This is a genomic window from Aquimarina sp. Aq78 (assembly GCF_900299525.1).
GTDB lineage: Bacteria > Bacteroidota > Bacteroidia > Flavobacteriales > Flavobacteriaceae > Aquimarina.
In genome coordinates this window covers 30590-46586 of the sequence record NZ_OMKA01000007.1, presented here as the reverse complement: position 1 = coordinate 46586, position 15997 = coordinate 30590, and the positions used below count along the sequence as shown (strand labels likewise).

At 33.0% G+C, this 15997-nt stretch carries 14 protein-coding genes; 6 read left to right on the top strand and 8 right to left on the bottom strand.

The window, feature by feature from the left end:
• The first annotated feature begins 228 nt into the window (after positions 1-228).
• The 3 genes from DG435_RS08435 (at position 229) to DG435_RS08425 (ending at position 2699) form a co-directional block, all read left to right on the top strand.
• Entirely contained in the window at positions 229-1506 is a 1278-nt protein-coding gene (locus DG435_RS08435; RefSeq protein WP_159025785.1) for a DUF2157 domain-containing protein, read from the top strand.
• Positions 1507-1525: 19 nt separating this feature from the next.
• On the top strand, positions 1526-2071 hold the full coding sequence (locus tag DG435_RS08430) for a GDYXXLXY domain-containing protein (protein ID WP_106794945.1): 546 nt from the start codon (positions 1526-1528) through the stop codon (positions 2069-2071).
• A gap of 283 nt (positions 2072-2354) precedes the next feature.
• Positions 2355-2699 (top strand): DUF6515 family protein, encoded by a 345-nt coding sequence (locus tag DG435_RS08425; protein ID WP_106794946.1) that lies wholly within the window; start codon positions 2355-2357, stop codon positions 2697-2699.
• Between the two features lie 110 nt (positions 2700-2809).
• On the opposite strand, the gene DG435_RS08420 is transcribed toward DG435_RS08425, so the two are convergent.
• The 7 genes from DG435_RS08420 to DG435_RS08390 form a co-directional block, all read right to left on the bottom strand.
• Positions 2810-3418 (bottom strand): SPOR domain-containing protein, encoded by a 609-nt coding sequence (locus DG435_RS08420; RefSeq protein ID WP_106794947.1) that lies wholly within the window; start codon positions 3416-3418, stop codon positions 2810-2812.
• 445 nt (positions 3419-3863) lie between these two features.
• Positions 3864-5459 (bottom strand): hypothetical protein, encoded by a 1596-nt coding sequence (locus tag DG435_RS08415; RefSeq protein WP_106794948.1) that lies wholly within the window; start codon positions 5457-5459, stop codon positions 3864-3866.
• A gap of 88 nt (positions 5460-5547) precedes the next feature.
• Entirely contained in the window at positions 5548-7239 is a 1692-nt protein-coding gene (lysS, locus tag DG435_RS08410; protein WP_106794949.1) for a lysine--tRNA ligase, read from the bottom strand.
• Positions 7240-7573: 334 nt separating this feature from the next.
• The gene (locus tag DG435_RS08405) at positions 7574-8722 is read right to left on the bottom strand and encodes an MBL fold metallo-hydrolase (RefSeq protein WP_106794950.1); all 1149 of its coding nucleotides are present in this window, start codon (positions 8720-8722) and stop codon (positions 7574-7576) included.
• 95 nt (positions 8723-8817) lie between these two features.
• Positions 8818-9702, bottom strand: a complete 885-nt coding sequence (locus tag DG435_RS08400; protein ID WP_106794951.1) for a hypothetical protein — start codon at positions 9700-9702, stop codon at positions 8818-8820.
• A 184-nt stretch (positions 9703-9886) separates the two neighbouring features.
• Positions 9887-10366, bottom strand: a complete 480-nt coding sequence (locus tag DG435_RS08395) for a DUF1573 domain-containing protein (RefSeq protein ID WP_106794952.1) — start codon at positions 10364-10366, stop codon at positions 9887-9889.
• A gap of 102 nt (positions 10367-10468) precedes the next feature.
• Complete coding sequence (locus DG435_RS08390; RefSeq protein WP_106794953.1) at positions 10469-11524, bottom strand: response regulator transcription factor; 1056 nt, start codon at positions 11522-11524, stop codon at positions 10469-10471.
• A 160-nt stretch (positions 11525-11684) separates the two neighbouring features.
• Between DG435_RS08390 and DG435_RS08385 the strand changes: the two genes are divergently transcribed.
• Together DG435_RS08385 and DG435_RS08380 are read left to right on the top strand one after the other, a co-directional pair.
• Positions 11685-11840, top strand: coding sequence for a YqaE/Pmp3 family membrane protein (locus DG435_RS08385; RefSeq protein WP_074410361.1), 156 nt, complete (start codon positions 11685-11687; stop codon positions 11838-11840).
• A 133-nt stretch (positions 11841-11973) separates the two neighbouring features.
• Complete coding sequence (locus DG435_RS08380; protein WP_108840591.1) at positions 11974-13539, top strand: S41 family peptidase; 1566 nt, start codon at positions 11974-11976, stop codon at positions 13537-13539.
• A 33-nt stretch (positions 13540-13572) separates the two neighbouring features.
• On the opposite strand, the gene DG435_RS08375 is transcribed toward DG435_RS08380, so the two are convergent.
• Positions 13573-14892, bottom strand: a complete 1320-nt coding sequence (locus tag DG435_RS08375; protein ID WP_108840590.1) for a hypothetical protein — start codon at positions 14890-14892, stop codon at positions 13573-13575.
• Between the two features lie 343 nt (positions 14893-15235).
• Between DG435_RS08375 and DG435_RS08370 the strand changes: the two genes are divergently transcribed.
• Positions 15236-15997 (top strand): hypothetical protein, encoded by a 762-nt coding sequence (locus DG435_RS08370; protein WP_108840589.1) that lies wholly within the window; start codon positions 15236-15238, stop codon positions 15995-15997.

Genomic DNA, 15997 nt, shown 5'->3' with positions numbered 1-15997 from the left:
AAAAGAAGGGACCTTAGGGGGGCTTGAGGTCTCTTGTTTTGATGATTAAAGAAGACGGCCGTGTGGTTGCGGCTGTCTTTTTATCGGTATAAAACAACCCGTTGTGTATTAGCCTAAAGCTTGTCAATTTGAATGCTTCGACCGTGGGAGAAGTGTATTGAGAATAGTTTTTACGCTAGAGCGCTATACTACACAACGAGTTATCAATTCACTAAACAACATAATATTATGGGTTCAAAATTTAATAAAGAACTGCAAACACTGGTAGGAGATAAGATTATCTCTCCAGAGCTTGCAGATAAAATAGGACAATACTACGCTACCAAAGATGCAGGAAAGCCTAATAAGCTATTTATGATCTTTGGGATTTTTGGAGCGTTATTAGTCGGGTCGGGTATTATTTTAATGCTGGCACACAATTGGGATGATTTTTCGCGATTAACAAAAACAATTTTAGCATTTGGTCCTTTACTATTGGGTCAGATTTTTGCTGGTTTTTCTATACTAAAAAATAAAAGTGCCACCTGGAAAGAAGCATCAGGGACTTTTCTTTTTTTCGCAGTGGGTGCATGTATGGCATTGGTAAGTCAGATTTATAATATCCCGGGAGAATTAGGTTCTTTTTTACTTACCTGGATTGTACTTTGCTTACCATTGGTATACTTGTTACGATCGCATGCAGTTGCCTTGCTTACGATACTGCTAAGTACCTACTACGCGGTAGAAGTTGGATTATGGAACTATAGGAATACAGAAACTCCCTGGTTGTATATTGCTTTTATTGGGGCTGTGTTACCATATTACTACACTCTTATTACAAAGCATACGACCAGCAATACGGTTACCATTTTTACCTGGATTTTTCCGGCAAGTATTGCAATTGCATTAAGTGCATTTATAGGCCGTAGTGAAGATCTTGGTTTTGTGATGTACATCACCATGTTTGGATTCTTGTATTCTATAGGAAGACTTCCTGTATTTAAAGAGTTAAGAACACTTAGAAATGGCTTTTTGATCATTGGTTCGCTAGGTACTATAGTATCGCTGATGATCTTTACGTTTCGTTGGATATGGGATGAACTCCCAGAGACATTCAATTATGATACCCAGGAGCTCTATACAGCAGTAGTAGTATCCTTGTTAAGTATCTCTGTTTTGGGGTATACGGTTATAAGAAAGGGAATACGAGCTGTTAACCTGTTTCAGGTAGCTTTTGTGGTCTTTGGGTTAGTATACTTCTTACTGCCAGATACAGGAATTTTACCTGTTGTATTAATGAATGCATTGGTATTTGCCCTGGGGATGTCTGCCATAAAAATTGGAGCAGATAAAGTTAACTTCGGGATTCTTAATTATGGATTATTGATTATTTCGATACTGATCATCTGTAGGTTTTTTGATACCGGAATGAGCTTTGTTGTTAGAGGAATTTTATTTGTAATGGTAGGAGCAGGGTTCTTTTTAACCAATTATATCATGCTGAAAAAACAACAGCGTGTTAAATAGCAATTAAAAATATAGAGATATGAAACCGATTTATTTTATAGTATTTATAGTCTTGGCAGTAGTGCAAATTGGTACTCCGCTAAAGATGATTTTTGATAACGAGGATATCCTGATATCGGGAACGGCATATAAATTTAAAACCAGGCCGATTGATCCTACAGATCCGTTTAGAGGAAAGTATATTACACTTCAGTTTGAAATGAATTCTTTTAAAACATCAGATACTACCTATGTATATGGAGATGAGGTACGAGTGTATATAGAAAATGATCAGGAAGGCTTTGCAAAAGTTGTTCGGGTAAGTAGAGAACCTCTTGATATTGATGGTGATTATGTTATGGCCAAAGTAACGAATACGTATAGTGATGAAATACTGTTTGAACTACCATTTGATAGGTTTTATATGGAAGAAACCAAAGCATACGATGCAGAAAAAGCCTATAGAGAGGTAAATAGAAATGCACAGGAGGAGGATGTTTATGCAGTGGTGTATGTTAAAGATGGAGCATCGGTCTTAGATGATGTAATTATTGCAGGGCTACCAATACAGGAGTATGTAGAATGAGTCGTTATGCATTTCGATATTTTTTGATCAGAAATTCGTCAATTCGAGTGCTTTGACCGTAGGAAGAAGTGTATCGAGAATAGGATTTTGGATAAAAAAAGCTATTCTCGATACAATTTTTCTCCATTTCACTATGAAAAACCACTCGAATTGACGCTTTTTTATAAGATGAATAAAAATACATAACAAGTGTAGAATGATAAAAATCACATTTTTAATATGTACCAATTAAACCTTTTTATAATCCTAGGGTCTTAGTATTAGAAATCAAAATAGTAAGGATATGAAAAATGTGATGAAAATAATGATACCGGTTGTATTGTTTGGTTTTTTAATGACGTCTTGTGCAACTACAGTAAAAGTACGTCCGGTGCAAGGAGTTGTGGTTACCAAAGTACATCGCCCTAAAGTTGTAGTACATAAAAATGTACATTATTATAGAAGTGATGGTGTGTGGTATATAAAAAAGAATAGAGCCTATAAAAGAGTATCGGTGCCTACAGGAGTGCGAGTAACTACATTACCCAGAGGATATAAGACAGTAAAAGTAAGAGGTGTAAAATATTACAGATGTAAAGGAGTATACTACAAGAAATCAGGTAGAAAATATATTGTAGTACAAGTTTAGTTGTATTGAGTTGATTAGTTAGTTTTGATGGTACACCCCGACGTTTTGACGTCGGGGTTTTCCTTTATATTGTTATTCTGGTTTTTCTAGATTATAACCAGAACTTGTATCTACCAAGCTTCTTCAATCTGTAGTCGTTCTCCGTTTTGATATGAAGCGATAAAAGCATTTCTAAACCCGAGTCGCACTAATTGTCTACGAAATTTTTTGGCTTCATTAAGCGTTTCAAAATTTCCTAAGGCATATTTATTATATCCACCGCTTTTAATTTGTCTGAAATTCACAAAATTCTCAGAATACATAGACAAATCTATACTTTCAAAAGCTCCGATTTGTACAGCATATACCAATTCATCTTGCAAGGAACGACCATTTCCTCCTCCAGTACTATTTGAACCTAATTCCTGATTCATGGATAGGTTTTTAATCGTTTCTGTTAGCTCAGCTATTTTCGTATCCCGCGTAGTAACCTCAGATTTATGCTCTTTCTGAGTAATCATGTTTTCTGGAGTATTAAAATTCATAAAATACACAGTTCCTGCAACACCTAGTAATGCGATAATACCAAGTATAATGGTTGCTATCTTAAATTTTCGGGAGTTTTCTTTTTCGTCTTTTACAGCTTTGTCACGTGTATATTCTACAGCACGCTTAGATTCTTCGACTTTTTCTATTTGGTCTTTAAAACCCTGTAATTCTTCGTCTGTTATAAAAGGCATCTGATTTGTGTTTAGATATTCAAATATAATTGTTTATTATAAAACTTCAAGGTTTTGTGAGTTTTAGGAATGCTTATATGATATAAATCCGGGATGCGATGGTATAAACGTAAGTGAATTACGGTTATTTAATAAAAATATAACATTTATTTCTAAAAGTAATGTTATATTTATCGCGTAAAAAAATGATTAAAAGGGAATTATTTGATACTTGATTTTGGATATTGATATGTACTATTCAAATATTTAAAATTGAGAATACATAAATAAGTATAACATTTTGGGAAGTACTACCAGGTGTACTAGCATATCATTATTGCATTGTTAGAAAAGAATATGCAAATACGACTGGGAAATTCTTGTATAACCAGAATTGTTTATTAAGGGGAAAACGCAACCAATGAGGTTGCGTTTTTTATTTTTTACAGTATTTTTGATCTTACTATTAGTTTCCGTCTTGAGCCGGCGTCGAACTACATTTGGTAAGTTCATCACAAAACTTAAGTAAACTTTCCTGATTGTTTTTGTACTCTTTATTTGCTACTTTTTCAATTACTGTTGGGCAACCTTCAGCATATTTGGTAAGGTTCTTTTTAAAACCAAAAACAAAACCAGCTCCCATAGTTGATTTTCCTTTTTCACTTCCGGCAGGAAGAATAACCATCTCAGATTCATTAAATAGATATAAATTGATCTTATCAGACTCAAAAAGCACTTTACAAAGCTTATCTGTGGCTCCGCCCAATACCATTTGCCCGGCATCTACAGCTCCTGATTTGATAGAAGATTCTTTAAACTTGATATTTCTGTAATGAAGCCCATCAACAAATACAAGTTCTTTACATTTTTTGGCACTCTTTACTCTGCTTCCGATTGGAGTACCGTTTTGATCATATTCTACCGTTTTTAACTTGTATCCGATTGAAGCAATATCACTGGATTTGATATCAACCAGTGTGGTATCATTTTCTTTGGTGATCAAATATGCTTTATTTAATTCTACATCTGCAGTCTCAGTTTCTTCTTCCTCATCGGGTACATTACTCAGGTCCTCTGTAAGCACCTTCATGTGCCTGGTATTTGTTTTATTGATCTCTAAAGACTTGATTAACTTATCTGCCTTGTTGATAAAATGCTTACCATCTTTTTTATCATAATTATTATCAATGATTTTCTGAGCGTATTCTTTTACTTTCTCAGGCATCTCTAGATAATAGTATAGATTTGCGATGTTATAGTAACTGGCATATCGCACTTTTCTTATTTTACGTTTATCTCCCGGGTAGTTTGGGATTACACTATTAAAATACTCGATTATCGGCTCCATCTCTTTCTTGATCTCATCAATTGGTTCATCGTATTTGATATTATCAAACGCCGCTTTTACCTTATCAAATGCTTCATGGTGTTTCTGAAATTCTGGATGCTTTTTTGAACCTAAAATCCATAAATACTCATATTCGGTTGTATATGGGATATATCCATATGCACGATTTGTATAGGTATTGATATTACTTATAATAGTACTCTTATGAGCACTTCTATATTTGTTTCTTAAGTTGGTTCGATTATTATTGTAATAATCTTTTGCCTTAGTATAACTGCTAAAAGTACTACTCTTATAGGTGGTACTTTCTGAATATGTTTTTTGAAAATTTTCTGCAGTTTCTGCATTATTAAGCGATAAGGATCCAGAAGATGAATAAGTAACAACTACCATGTATTCGTAGCGTACAGAAACAACTTTTCCTTCTTTGTCCTTTTTCTCAATTTTGTTCTTGTTAATATTGACTTCTCCGATTTCGGTGCCATTAAAAGTATAATTATAATCTAATGTTCCTCCAGATTTTACTTTAGAGAATCCAGAAATTGAAATTCCCCTATTATTAGTTGAATACGTTCTTTTGGTATCGTCCAGAATAGGTTTTGTAGGTAATTTTACATAAGAAACTTTAAAGTTTTCTTTATCTAGATCTGCACTTTGCGCAAACGAAATTAGACAAAACAATAGGGTAATAGATGTTAGTAATCCTTGTTTCATAATAGTTGAGGTTATTTATAAAATAGCCGCAAATATAGTTAAAAAAATGTTAACGTCTTATTTTGAAACAAGGACCTTTGTTCTTTGTCTATTCGGTAACCTCTATGATTAGAGTATCTTCGGTCTTGGTAACTTTTGTTAATCCTAATTTAGAAAGTCCTTTGATTCCCTTATCCCAGCCTTTATTACTTAGGCCTGTAGCATTTTTAAGAGCAGATAAGTCCATGCTTTTTTCTTTTTTAAGAATTTCAAAGATGGCTTTTTCGTTATCATTAAGTTCTACTTGTTTTTTCTCTGGACGCATTTGAGGGAAAAATAGTACTTCCTGGATAGATTGATTGTTGGTCATAAACATGGCCAATCGATCGATACCTATTCCAATCCCCGAAGTTGGAGGCATACCATATTCCAGGGCACGTAAAAAGTCCTGATCTATAAACATAGCCTCGTCATCACCTTTTTCGGATAATTTAAGCTGATCTTCGAAACGTTCGCGTTGATCGATAGGATCATTAAGCTCTGTATATGCATTTGCTAATTCTTTACCATTTACCATAAGCTCAAAACGCTCTGTAAGCCCTTCTTTAGAACGGTGTTTTTTGGTAAGCGGACTCATCTCTACTGGGTAATCGATAATAAATGTAGGTTGGATATAACTAGCTTCACATTTTTCTCCAAAAATTTCATCTATCATTTTTCCGATACCCATCGTTTCATCAACATCGAGACCTAATGCCTTGGCAGCTTCACGAACTTCAGCTTCGCTCTTTTTATAAAGATCATATCCAGTATGCTCTTGTATGGCATCCAGAATACCAATACGCTTATAAGGAGCTTTGTAGTTAATGATATTATCTCCAAATTGTGCTTCGGGAGTTCCATGAAGTGTTACGGCTACTTTTTCTAGTAACTTTTCTGTAGTATCCATCATCCAATGGTAGTCTTTATAAGCAGCATACATTTCCATTACGGTAAATTCTGGATTGTGAGTACGATCCATACCTTCATTTCTAAAATCTTTTGCAAACTCATAAACGCCATCAAACCCTCCTACAATCAGACGTTTTAAATACAGCTCGTTGGCAACACGAAGATATAATGGAATATCCAGTGCATTGTGATGTGTCATAAACGGACGTGCTGCAGCACCTCCTGGTATAGGCTGAAGAATAGGAGTCTCGACCTCTAAAAAGCCCATTTCATTATAAAAACTACGAATAGTATTTACAATCTGTGTGCGCTTAATAAACGTATCTCTAACTTTTGGATTTACCACAAGATCAGCATAACGCTGACGATATCTTAACTCTGGATCATTAAATTCATCAAAAGTATTTCCTTCTTTATCTGTCTTAGGAAGAGGAAGTGGCTTTAATGATTTACTTAATAGTGTAAAGTTTTTAACCAATACGGTCTTTTCACCAACCTGGGTAGTAAAAAGCTCTCCTTCTATACCTATAAAATCACCTATATCTAATAGTTTTTTATAGACTTCATTATATAAGAGTTTATCCTCGCCGGGACAAATTTCATCTCTGTTAAAATAGACTTGTATACGACCATCTGTATCTTGTAATTCTGCAAAAGAAGCTTTACCCTGTATTCTTCTCGACATTAATCTACCTGCAATAATTACCTTTTTACCTTCTTCAAACTTGCTCTTTATCTGTTTCGAGGTATAGTCAACCGGATACAATGCAGCCGGATAAGGATCGATACCTAGATTGCGTAATGCGTTTAATTTCTCTCTTCTTACAAGTTCTTGTTCTGATAATTGCATAAATTCGTCATTTTAAAGGGACAAAAATAGCCTATTTGAAGAAGTTAAAGAAAGGTCTGATTAAAAACTTTTAACCTCAATTATAAGACATCAAAAAATCACCCGATTTGACGACTTTTTATATTGAGACCTCTGCATCAAACTCAGATTCACATCATTGTTTTACAATATTACAAGTGTTGTGGTAGCAAAGCAAAATGTTACCTGTTCATCTATAATTTTATGTGAATTTTTAAAACCTATCAATGGATTGTGATTATAAAATAGAGTCCATTGTAAATTAAAAGGTTAGTAGAACTTTAGTTTTACGTAGATTAGCTGTTGTTTGTATTTACTATTTTCTTTTTGCTATTTGGTTTTCCTTTCCATTAAAATAAGTTAATTCTTTTCCTCCATTAGAAAAAGTGATGTATCTATATGGTACTTGCCCTCTAATATGGAATTTTGTATTTGAAAGTGCAGAAAGCTCAAATATATATGTACCTTTTCTTCGTAGAATTAATTTCTTGTCTTGAAAAATTAATTCATCAATTTTCTCATTTTTATATTGATACATTCCTTCGTAACTTTTTAGTACGTCCTCTGGAAGCGGGATAATAGAATTGTAGTCAACAGAAATTGTTTTTTCAATTGTTTGAGGATGCACGTTATTATTTCCACTAAAAGTTAATGCTAACTCCTTAATTTCGATATCTTGAGTTATTTCATTAGCGCTTTTACCTATAAGTGATAGTTCTTTGATTCTTTCAATCCATTTTATTGAATTTTTTTTATAGGTGTTAAGCTCTGCTTTATCAGAGGATAATTTACCGTGACCGGCAACTATGGTTGTATTTTTATTTCCTAGAGATAATGCTTTGCTAATGAATTCTATATGGCCTTTACCACCGCCTCCGTAATAATAGTGTGGAAAAAAATTAGTCATATATGTATCTCCCATAAAGATGGTGTTGTTTTCAGTGAAATAAATAAGCACATCGTCAAAAGTATGTGAAGTAATATGATAAAGCTCAATTTTTTCATTCTCTAAGTTGAGGGTATAATTATCTTTAAAAATAACATCATATTTAGCACTAGTATACTTAATGTTTTCTTGAGAAATAATTGTTGCTCCTAATTCTGCAAAGAATGAATTTGCTCCGCTGTGATCCTCATGATGATGAGTGTTGATTACATATTTAATAGGTTTATTAGATAGTTCTCTTATTTTTTCTAGTAAGGTGTGATGGTTATTAGAGCCTGTCATAGGGTCAATCAAAAGGATTTCTTTATTCCCTATAAAAACACCAACATTGGTATTGTAATTATTAGATTTTAAAACATAAAGATTATCAGTTATCTTTTGTTGAATAAAACCAAGTTCTTGTTTTAATCTGGCTTCATTTTGAACTAATGTTTCAGCCTTTTCTTTTGTTTTTGAATTCGAGCAGGAAGTGAAAAAAAATGAAAGAAAAACTAAGACTAGCTGTTTTATATATTTCATGGTATGTTTTAATAAATACTAACGATTAGTATATGAATTTGTATTGAATTCAGATTGTCAAATCTAGAAATCATATCACGATTACTTAGATATATTTAGTGTTGTGCTAAGTTCTTTATTTTTTTTTGTATTTCTTTATTTTCTTCAAATTCTAATGATTTTTCGTAGTACTTAATCGCATTAGCAGTATCATCCATATACAGATATTTATTGGCAAGACTTACATAGGTATTCGCTTCTTTTGGAAACAATGCCGTATTAAAGTCTAATATCGCTATAGCTTCTTCTTTTTTATCAGCATAGAAAAGAACACTGGCATAGGTGTTTAATTCGTATAAACTCTGTGCCTTATCTTTAAATTGCTTTACTAGTTTTTTGGTGTTCTTAGAGATATAGGACGCTCCTTTTTTGGTAAGTAAATCATCCATTAGAATTACCGAGCTATATTTTGGAGTATAGTTTTTAGAAAGTATTGCAAGTATGTCTTCTTCTATGGTGTTTATTGGAGATTCTACAATACGATTGACTTCTTTACCGTCTTTATAAAAAATTAGAGTAGGCACCCGGTGTATATTCAAACCTTCGTGCTCTCCTCCGGGGCTTTGTTTATATGCCTCCCGACTTCGATCTACGGCAACAGTGGTAAGTCGATCTATGGGGAAATTACTTTCTTCTAATATTTTGTACAAACGAGGAACTTCACGTTTACTATCTCCGCACCAGGTACCCATAAAAAGAGAAATCGTATAGGAAGATAATTGTGTTTTTAAGGAGTCTATACTGCTTTGTTTTGGAATGTATTCTTTATGGTTTTTTGAAAACCACTCGTTATATGGTTCTTGTGTTAATCCCTGGTTATTGATTTTACCAAGAAGCATAGGAGAACTTCCTTCTACTTTGGCCTCATGATTAAAAGATTGAGCAGAAAGTGTTATTATGGATAAAATCATAGTTATGATAATACATATAATTGTTTTCATTTTAAGAAGGTGTTTATGATGTTGTAAATAAAGAATATATAATCTCCTCCCAACGGGAGGAGATTTAAGGTTTAAGAATAGCTTCTCTCATCGAGAACTGATCGCTTTGAGCTTAAGAATAACTCCTCCTGTATTAGGAGCTGATTGATTGGCGAGTTATATAACTTGTTTTTGTATAAAGCGATTATTTACTTATTGGAGTTCCGCTTACCGCCTTAGCTCTGGGAGTAACCATAGCTTTGATTTTAAGTATTTCTTTACCTTTTTCGGTATTCGCGGTAATGGTTACCTGTTTGTTCTGCATATTGGGTTTACCATTAGAATTAAAGGTGACCATCATATCTCCTGTGGCTCCCGGAGCAATGGGTTCTTTGGGCCATTTAGAAACAGTACAGCCACAACTACCTTTGGCACTTATAATAACTAATGGCGCTTTGCCAGTATTGGTAAAGGTAAATTTGTGCTCTACAATATCACCCTCGTTAATGGTTCCGAAATTGTGATTGGTTTGCGCAAAGTCCATTACCGGAAAATCAGAGACTTTCGCATCTCGACTTTCAGAAACGGCTACGTTTTCTACGTTTATCTTTTTGGTAGCATCATCCTTACAAGATACTACAGCCATTACAAGTAGGCTGGCTAAGATTAGGAATTCTTTTTTCATGATTTCAAATTTTGATTAGAGGTATCAAAAATGAAAACATAAGAGAACAAAATCAATAAAAACAGGTTTGAAAAGGGGACTAGACCCCAGGTGGATTTTTTGTTACTTCTTGATATTTAGCGATTTAACTTCGTCTCTTGAGCTCACGTCAAGCTTTTTATACAGATTGTTGATGTGAGTTTTTATAGTACTTATACTCACAAACATGGTAGAAGCAATCTCTTTATTAGTCTTGTCATCAAGAATAAGGTCTAATACTTTTTGTTCTTGCTGTGTAAGATTTTTTTCAGAATTATGAGACGTTTTTACCTTTTTTCGGTAGTTCAGAAATTGAAAAATATTTAGTGCTATTGCACATGCCAACACTATCCATAGCCACAAGTTTTTATATGAAACTTCCTTGGGGCTAATCATAAATTTGTCTGAAGCTAGTTCTGCTTCATATCGTTTGGTATATGTACTACTGGGGTATTTTTTTTGTAATCGTTCTAATAGGTTATCATAGTATACATTTTGCTTTAGATCTTCAAGATAATGAGCATACAAATTATTGGCTTTATCTGATAAAAAAGCATAAACGTAAAGCTCTGTGAGTGGTTCATTTTGATCTTTTACAAAACGTTGTAGTGTGGCAAACCACTTTTTTTCATTGATCTTACGATTAGCTTCACTTCTATATGAAGCAAAGGCAAAACGCATTTCGCCTATGATAGAGTCGACCTTGATAAAAGCATTACTTTTTTCATTATTCGAAATAATTTTACAAAACATTTCATTATCAAAAGAAAAAGGTAAGGTAAGAGCATCTGTGTTATTTGCAATAAATAGAATTTCTTTACTGTAAGGACAAAATCCATTAAAATGAATTGGTTTTTTTTCATCTTCAGTACATCCTTCTATGTGAATCCTGTACATATGGTTTTGCAAAGGAAGATTATCTCCTGAAAAGCTAAAATATCCCATGGAGTCACTTACCGTTTTCTGAATAATTTGTTCGGGATAGACCCCAGATAATTTTCTGTAATCCTCTATCAATGATAAATAAATATCTCCCGACCAGTTTTTTTTATCGACATAACCAGAAAATTCATATTGCGCCAAAAGTATTTTGGGACTGATCAATACGATAAAGTATAGTATTAGAAATGGTAATTTCATGCATTTAAATATTTTCAAAACTTGTTATTGCTTGTTTCATTGTTTTTAATTTTCAAGCCAAGTTAAAAATATAGAAATTAATTTTACAGTAATATTGTAACATAATAAAATTGTCGTCTACTTATAAGTATAACATTTAATTTATTTTACATTACAAACTATGAGTATCTGGAGAGTTATATTGGCTATTTTTTTTCCACCGTTATCAATATTAGATAAAGGTTGTGGATCTGTCGTAATAGTATTGTTGTTAACTATTTGCGGTTGGGTGCCAGGAGTAATAGCAGCATTGGTTATACTTAATAATCCAAAATGACAGAAAACTCTTCTGACTTTTCTACAGAAAGCAAATAACGCAGTAAAAAAACAGAATTATTGTGATGAATCCATAACGCAATAATTGTGGCATGCATTTGGTGGTATAAATTCAAATCCAAAATCAAGTCTTTATGATTAGAAAGTTATTTTTGTATGTATTAGTACTCTCGTTAACAGCTTGTTCTTCAGTTAAAAAGTATAATCAACAAATTAGCGAACTCCATAGTCCAGAAGAAATACACGATGATATAGATTTTATATATCATAAATTACAAAAACTACATCCGGATTTATATTGGTACATAAGTAAGGATTCATTGGATGAAAAAATAAGCGCACTAAAGAAAAATATAAAGAAACCTATATCCAGCATTGCATTTTATAAACGATTAGCACCGGTAATTGCTAGTATACGACAGGGACATACAGCGATCTATCCTCCTTATAAAAAACAAACAAGAAAAGAGAAAAAAATAAAAGGTAGAAGAAGCTATCCTTTTAAGTCATTAGCTTTTCATAGTGTTGACAATAAGGTGTATGTCGAAAAGAATTATGAGAAAAAAGATACCCTCGCAGTGGGTTCAGAGATATTGAGTGTTGATCATGAGAAAACAAGCGACCTATTGTTATCTTTTCAAAAACTACATACGGGAGATGGTTATAATAGAACATTTATCCCAAAATATATTGGTCATGGTTTTGGAGTGTTTTATGCCAGAACACATCAGCAAAAAGATAGCGTGCTAGTGAAGTTAAAAACTGGGGATAGTATTTATTCTCGTTATGTACATGCCGGATATAGTAAAAAGAAAAAAACTGTAAAAAAAGACACCATAACTGTACCAGTAGAAAAACAAAGCAAAGCAGATAAAAAAATAGCAAGGAAAAAGAATAAAGCGGTGCGTAAACAGCACAATAAATATGGCTTTGATACATACAAAAAAGAGTATAATAGAAATTTTAAATTTATAACAACAGATAGTACTTCTGCTATTGCTTATATAAAAATAAGAAGTTTTACGAATGGAAATTATAAGGATTTTTATGAAGAAAGCTTCTCAAAAATAGATTCTGCAACTAGTAAAAACCTCATTATAGACTTAAGAGGAAATCTGGGAGGTAGATTAGCAGAAATTGAAGAGCTCTATTCTTATTTAACCGATAAAGAGTATGTGTTTATTGAAGAGGCAAAAATGACCAAGCGGCTAAGTTTCTTATATCCGCTTTTTCATACTAAATCCTGGATCGGAAAAACCGGAGCTATATTATTCTCCCCGGTATTAACCACATACCAGTTTTTTAAGGTCAAAAAAGAAAATGGAGATCCTTATTTTAAATTTAAATATAGTAAACTCAGAAATCCTAAATCAAATTCGTATACCGGTAAAATTTATGTATTAATAGATGGTGAAAGCTTCTCTGCGAGTAGTATTTTATCTACTCATCTAAAAGCCACCAAACGCGCTACTTTTGTAGGAGAAGAAACAGGCGGAGCCTATAACGGTACTATCGCAGGTTTTTTTGCATATGTAGAACTTCCTAATTCTAAGATAAATATGAGAGTAGGGTTAATGAAAATAAATGCACCTCATACTGTAGAACCCGATGGTTTTGGGATTAAACCAGATGTTTATATCGAATCAGAAAAAGGAATAGACAAAGAACTTGAGTGGGTACTGCAGGACGTGAATAAATAAATGGTTTTTAACTTTTTGTAGTAGATTATTTCTTTAGTTTCTATTAGCTCGATATGTAATATTTCTATTGGTTATCACCTTGCGTACAGCCGTTGCCAGAGTAAACCTTACATTATCTGATAATGCCGTTATTCCTGTAAAGCTATAAATATTACCACCCAGGGATGTAGCTCCATAAATCGGAGTTTCATCATTAAACAAACCATCATTATCGGTATCTACCAGAAGCATTAAATAAGGTGTAGCAATACCACTAAGTCCCGTTAGGTCAAACCTAACATCAATACTTCCTACATCGACAGGTGCTCCTAATGTACTAACTTCACTTACTCTCCATACTCGATCTAACCTCGATTGTATGCTGGTGGGAATATCTGTTACATTGTTTAAAAGTAGATCTCCATTATCATGTCCCCACATCAGGAACTCATTATTGCCCAATCCAGATGGATTTAATATCCTTATGATACCGGTTCCTTGAGAGTCATTATGGAGATTAGCCGCATCAATTCTTCCTATTCCCGCAACATCATGGTCATAATTTCCCGCAGCTATATCATCTTCATTATACACATTTATGGGGATTAGAATACTTCCATATTTGGCACTTAAGTAGTTGTCTACAATGATAGTTTGTGCAGTATTAAGACTATTGTTATACAGTAATATTTCTAAAAAATCCCCACTTGCTTCATCAGCACCGTTAGAATTTCTACCAATTCTATCATAAGGAATACCTGCAGTAGTAGAGCCTATATTTAAAACTTGAGTCGCCGCATTCACTCTTACATTAAGATTTGTTGATCCTCCTGCTTTATGGTATGATATTATACTGTTTAGACCAAATGGAGAAGCTATTGTGGTAGTATAATCTGCAACACCATAACGAGTAAAACCAACTCTACTCGTATTAAACCATTGTTCTACTCGTAAAGAAGCAGTTGTATTATCAAATAATGAATGAGAATTACCGGTATTAACAGGGTTTATTACAAAATAAGCACTTGCATTAGCAAAAGACCCTGTTATGGTACCGTTCATAAATTGTGCAGCAGCCAGGCCAGAATTAAAATTAACAGCATTAAAAGTTCCTGTTGTATTGTAAGTTGGCCGATTTGCTCCTGCCTGGGTAAAATTATTGGCATTACCACTGTTATCAGACCAGGTAGAAACTGCAGTTCCATTAATAGGGTTATCGGTACTATCGCCATCAGCATCTATATCATCCGATTTTAACCATACTCTTAAAGAAGAAGTACCATCAGACGTTCCTACTCCTCCAGGGCCACTTTGTGCAAACCCTATACAAGAAATAGAAAATAATAGCACATATATATGTAATTGTTTTTTCATTTTATGATTATAATATACTTTCAACTATAGAATTTCTCTAGGTTGTTTGTGTGAAGAAAGAATTACAATATTTAAACTGAAAGACAAAAATAATTCTACGATTGTTTTAAAATACTAGGTAAAATACAAAAAAAAGAAACGTGAAAATAATAAATACGGTTTTTAAGCAAAAGATTACTTATTCTTAACTCAGAGCTCATTATTTTGAATACTTTATAATATTTCATTTACTTTTACATCACAGATCATGAGTGTGTGGAAAGGCTAAATGCGATCTATAGTTTTTAATAAAAAAATAGATTTGTTATATAGTTGTTCTAGTATAAATAAATAATAAAAATATATGAAAAGATTTAGTCTTTGTGTGTTAACTATAGTATCATCTTTACTTATAGTAGGATGTCAATTTTCAGAGAATTTGAACCTGAATGAAAATGGAACAGGGAAAATTACCATAAACTTTGATGGATCAGAGCTTATGAAAATGGGAGAAGGGCAGGTTTCAGAAAAGAAAAAAGAAAATGTTGATTCATTAGTAGTTTTTAAAGATTTTTTAGAAGAACATAAAGATAGTATTTCCAAATTATCAAAGGAGATGCAGGAAAGATTGCAGAGATTAAAAGATTATGAAATGCATATGGTCGTAAATTCTGAAGCTCAAGAAATGAATATGGACATGTATAGGAACTTTAAAGATGTTTCAGAATTAGGAGATGTATTTGGTGATTTTAAAATTTCTATGGCTGTAGGAGAAGCAAATAAAGGTTCAGGGACAGGTAAAATAAACCCCTTAGAAACTATGATGTCTGAAGAAGGAGGGACCAAAGTGAAATATAGTTTTAAAAACAATAAGTTTAGTAGGATTACAGAGATTATTGATGAAGAGAAGGTGAAAAAAAGTATGGATAGCTTAGAGAAAGCCCGAATGTTTTTAGCTAGTTCTAAATATAAATTGAAGTATACTTTTCCGCGAAAAATAATAAAAATGTCATCAGATAAAGCCACATTTAGTCTGGATATGAAGAGTTTTGTACTCGAAGTCGGGTTTATCGAACTTATGGAAAACCCTAAGATATTGGATGTCGAAGTAGAACTGGAAAATTAA

Coding starts and splice junctions, on each gene's coding strand:
- DG435_RS08430 (WP_106794945.1), top strand. CDS start 1,526: ATGAAACCGATTTATTTTATAGTATTTATAGTCTTGGCAGTAGTGCAA.
- DG435_RS08425 (WP_106794946.1), top strand. CDS start 2,355: ATGAAAAATGTGATGAAAATAATGATACCGGTTGTATTGTTTGGTTTT.
- lysS (WP_106794949.1), bottom strand. CDS start 7,239: ATGCAATTATCAGAACAAGAACTTGTAAGAAGAGAGAAATTAAACGCA.
- DG435_RS08405 (WP_106794950.1), bottom strand. CDS start 8,722: ATGAAATATATAAAACAGCTAGTCTTAGTTTTTCTTTCATTTTTTTTC.
- DG435_RS08395 (WP_106794952.1), bottom strand. CDS start 10,366: ATGAAAAAAGAATTCCTAATCTTAGCCAGCCTACTTGTAATGGCTGTA.
- DG435_RS08420 (WP_106794947.1), bottom strand. CDS start 3,418: ATGCCTTTTATAACAGACGAAGAATTACAGGGTTTTAAAGACCAAATA.
- DG435_RS08375 (WP_108840590.1), bottom strand. CDS start 14,892: ATGAAAAAACAATTACATATATATGTGCTATTATTTTCTATTTCTTGT.
- DG435_RS08385 (WP_074410361.1), top strand. CDS start 11,685: ATGAGTATCTGGAGAGTTATATTGGCTATTTTTTTTCCACCGTTATCA.
- DG435_RS08370 (WP_108840589.1), top strand. CDS start 15,236: ATGAAAAGATTTAGTCTTTGTGTGTTAACTATAGTATCATCTTTACTT.
- DG435_RS08435 (WP_159025785.1), top strand. CDS start 229: ATGGGTTCAAAATTTAATAAAGAACTGCAAACACTGGTAGGAGATAAG.
- DG435_RS08400 (WP_106794951.1), bottom strand. CDS start 9,702: ATGAAAACAATTATATGTATTATCATAACTATGATTTTATCCATAATA.
- DG435_RS08380 (WP_108840591.1), top strand. CDS start 11,974: ATGATTAGAAAGTTATTTTTGTATGTATTAGTACTCTCGTTAACAGCT.
- DG435_RS08390 (WP_106794953.1), bottom strand. CDS start 11,524: ATGAAATTACCATTTCTAATACTATACTTTATCGTATTGATCAGTCCC.
- DG435_RS08415 (WP_106794948.1), bottom strand. CDS start 5,459: ATGAAACAAGGATTACTAACATCTATTACCCTATTGTTTTGTCTAATT.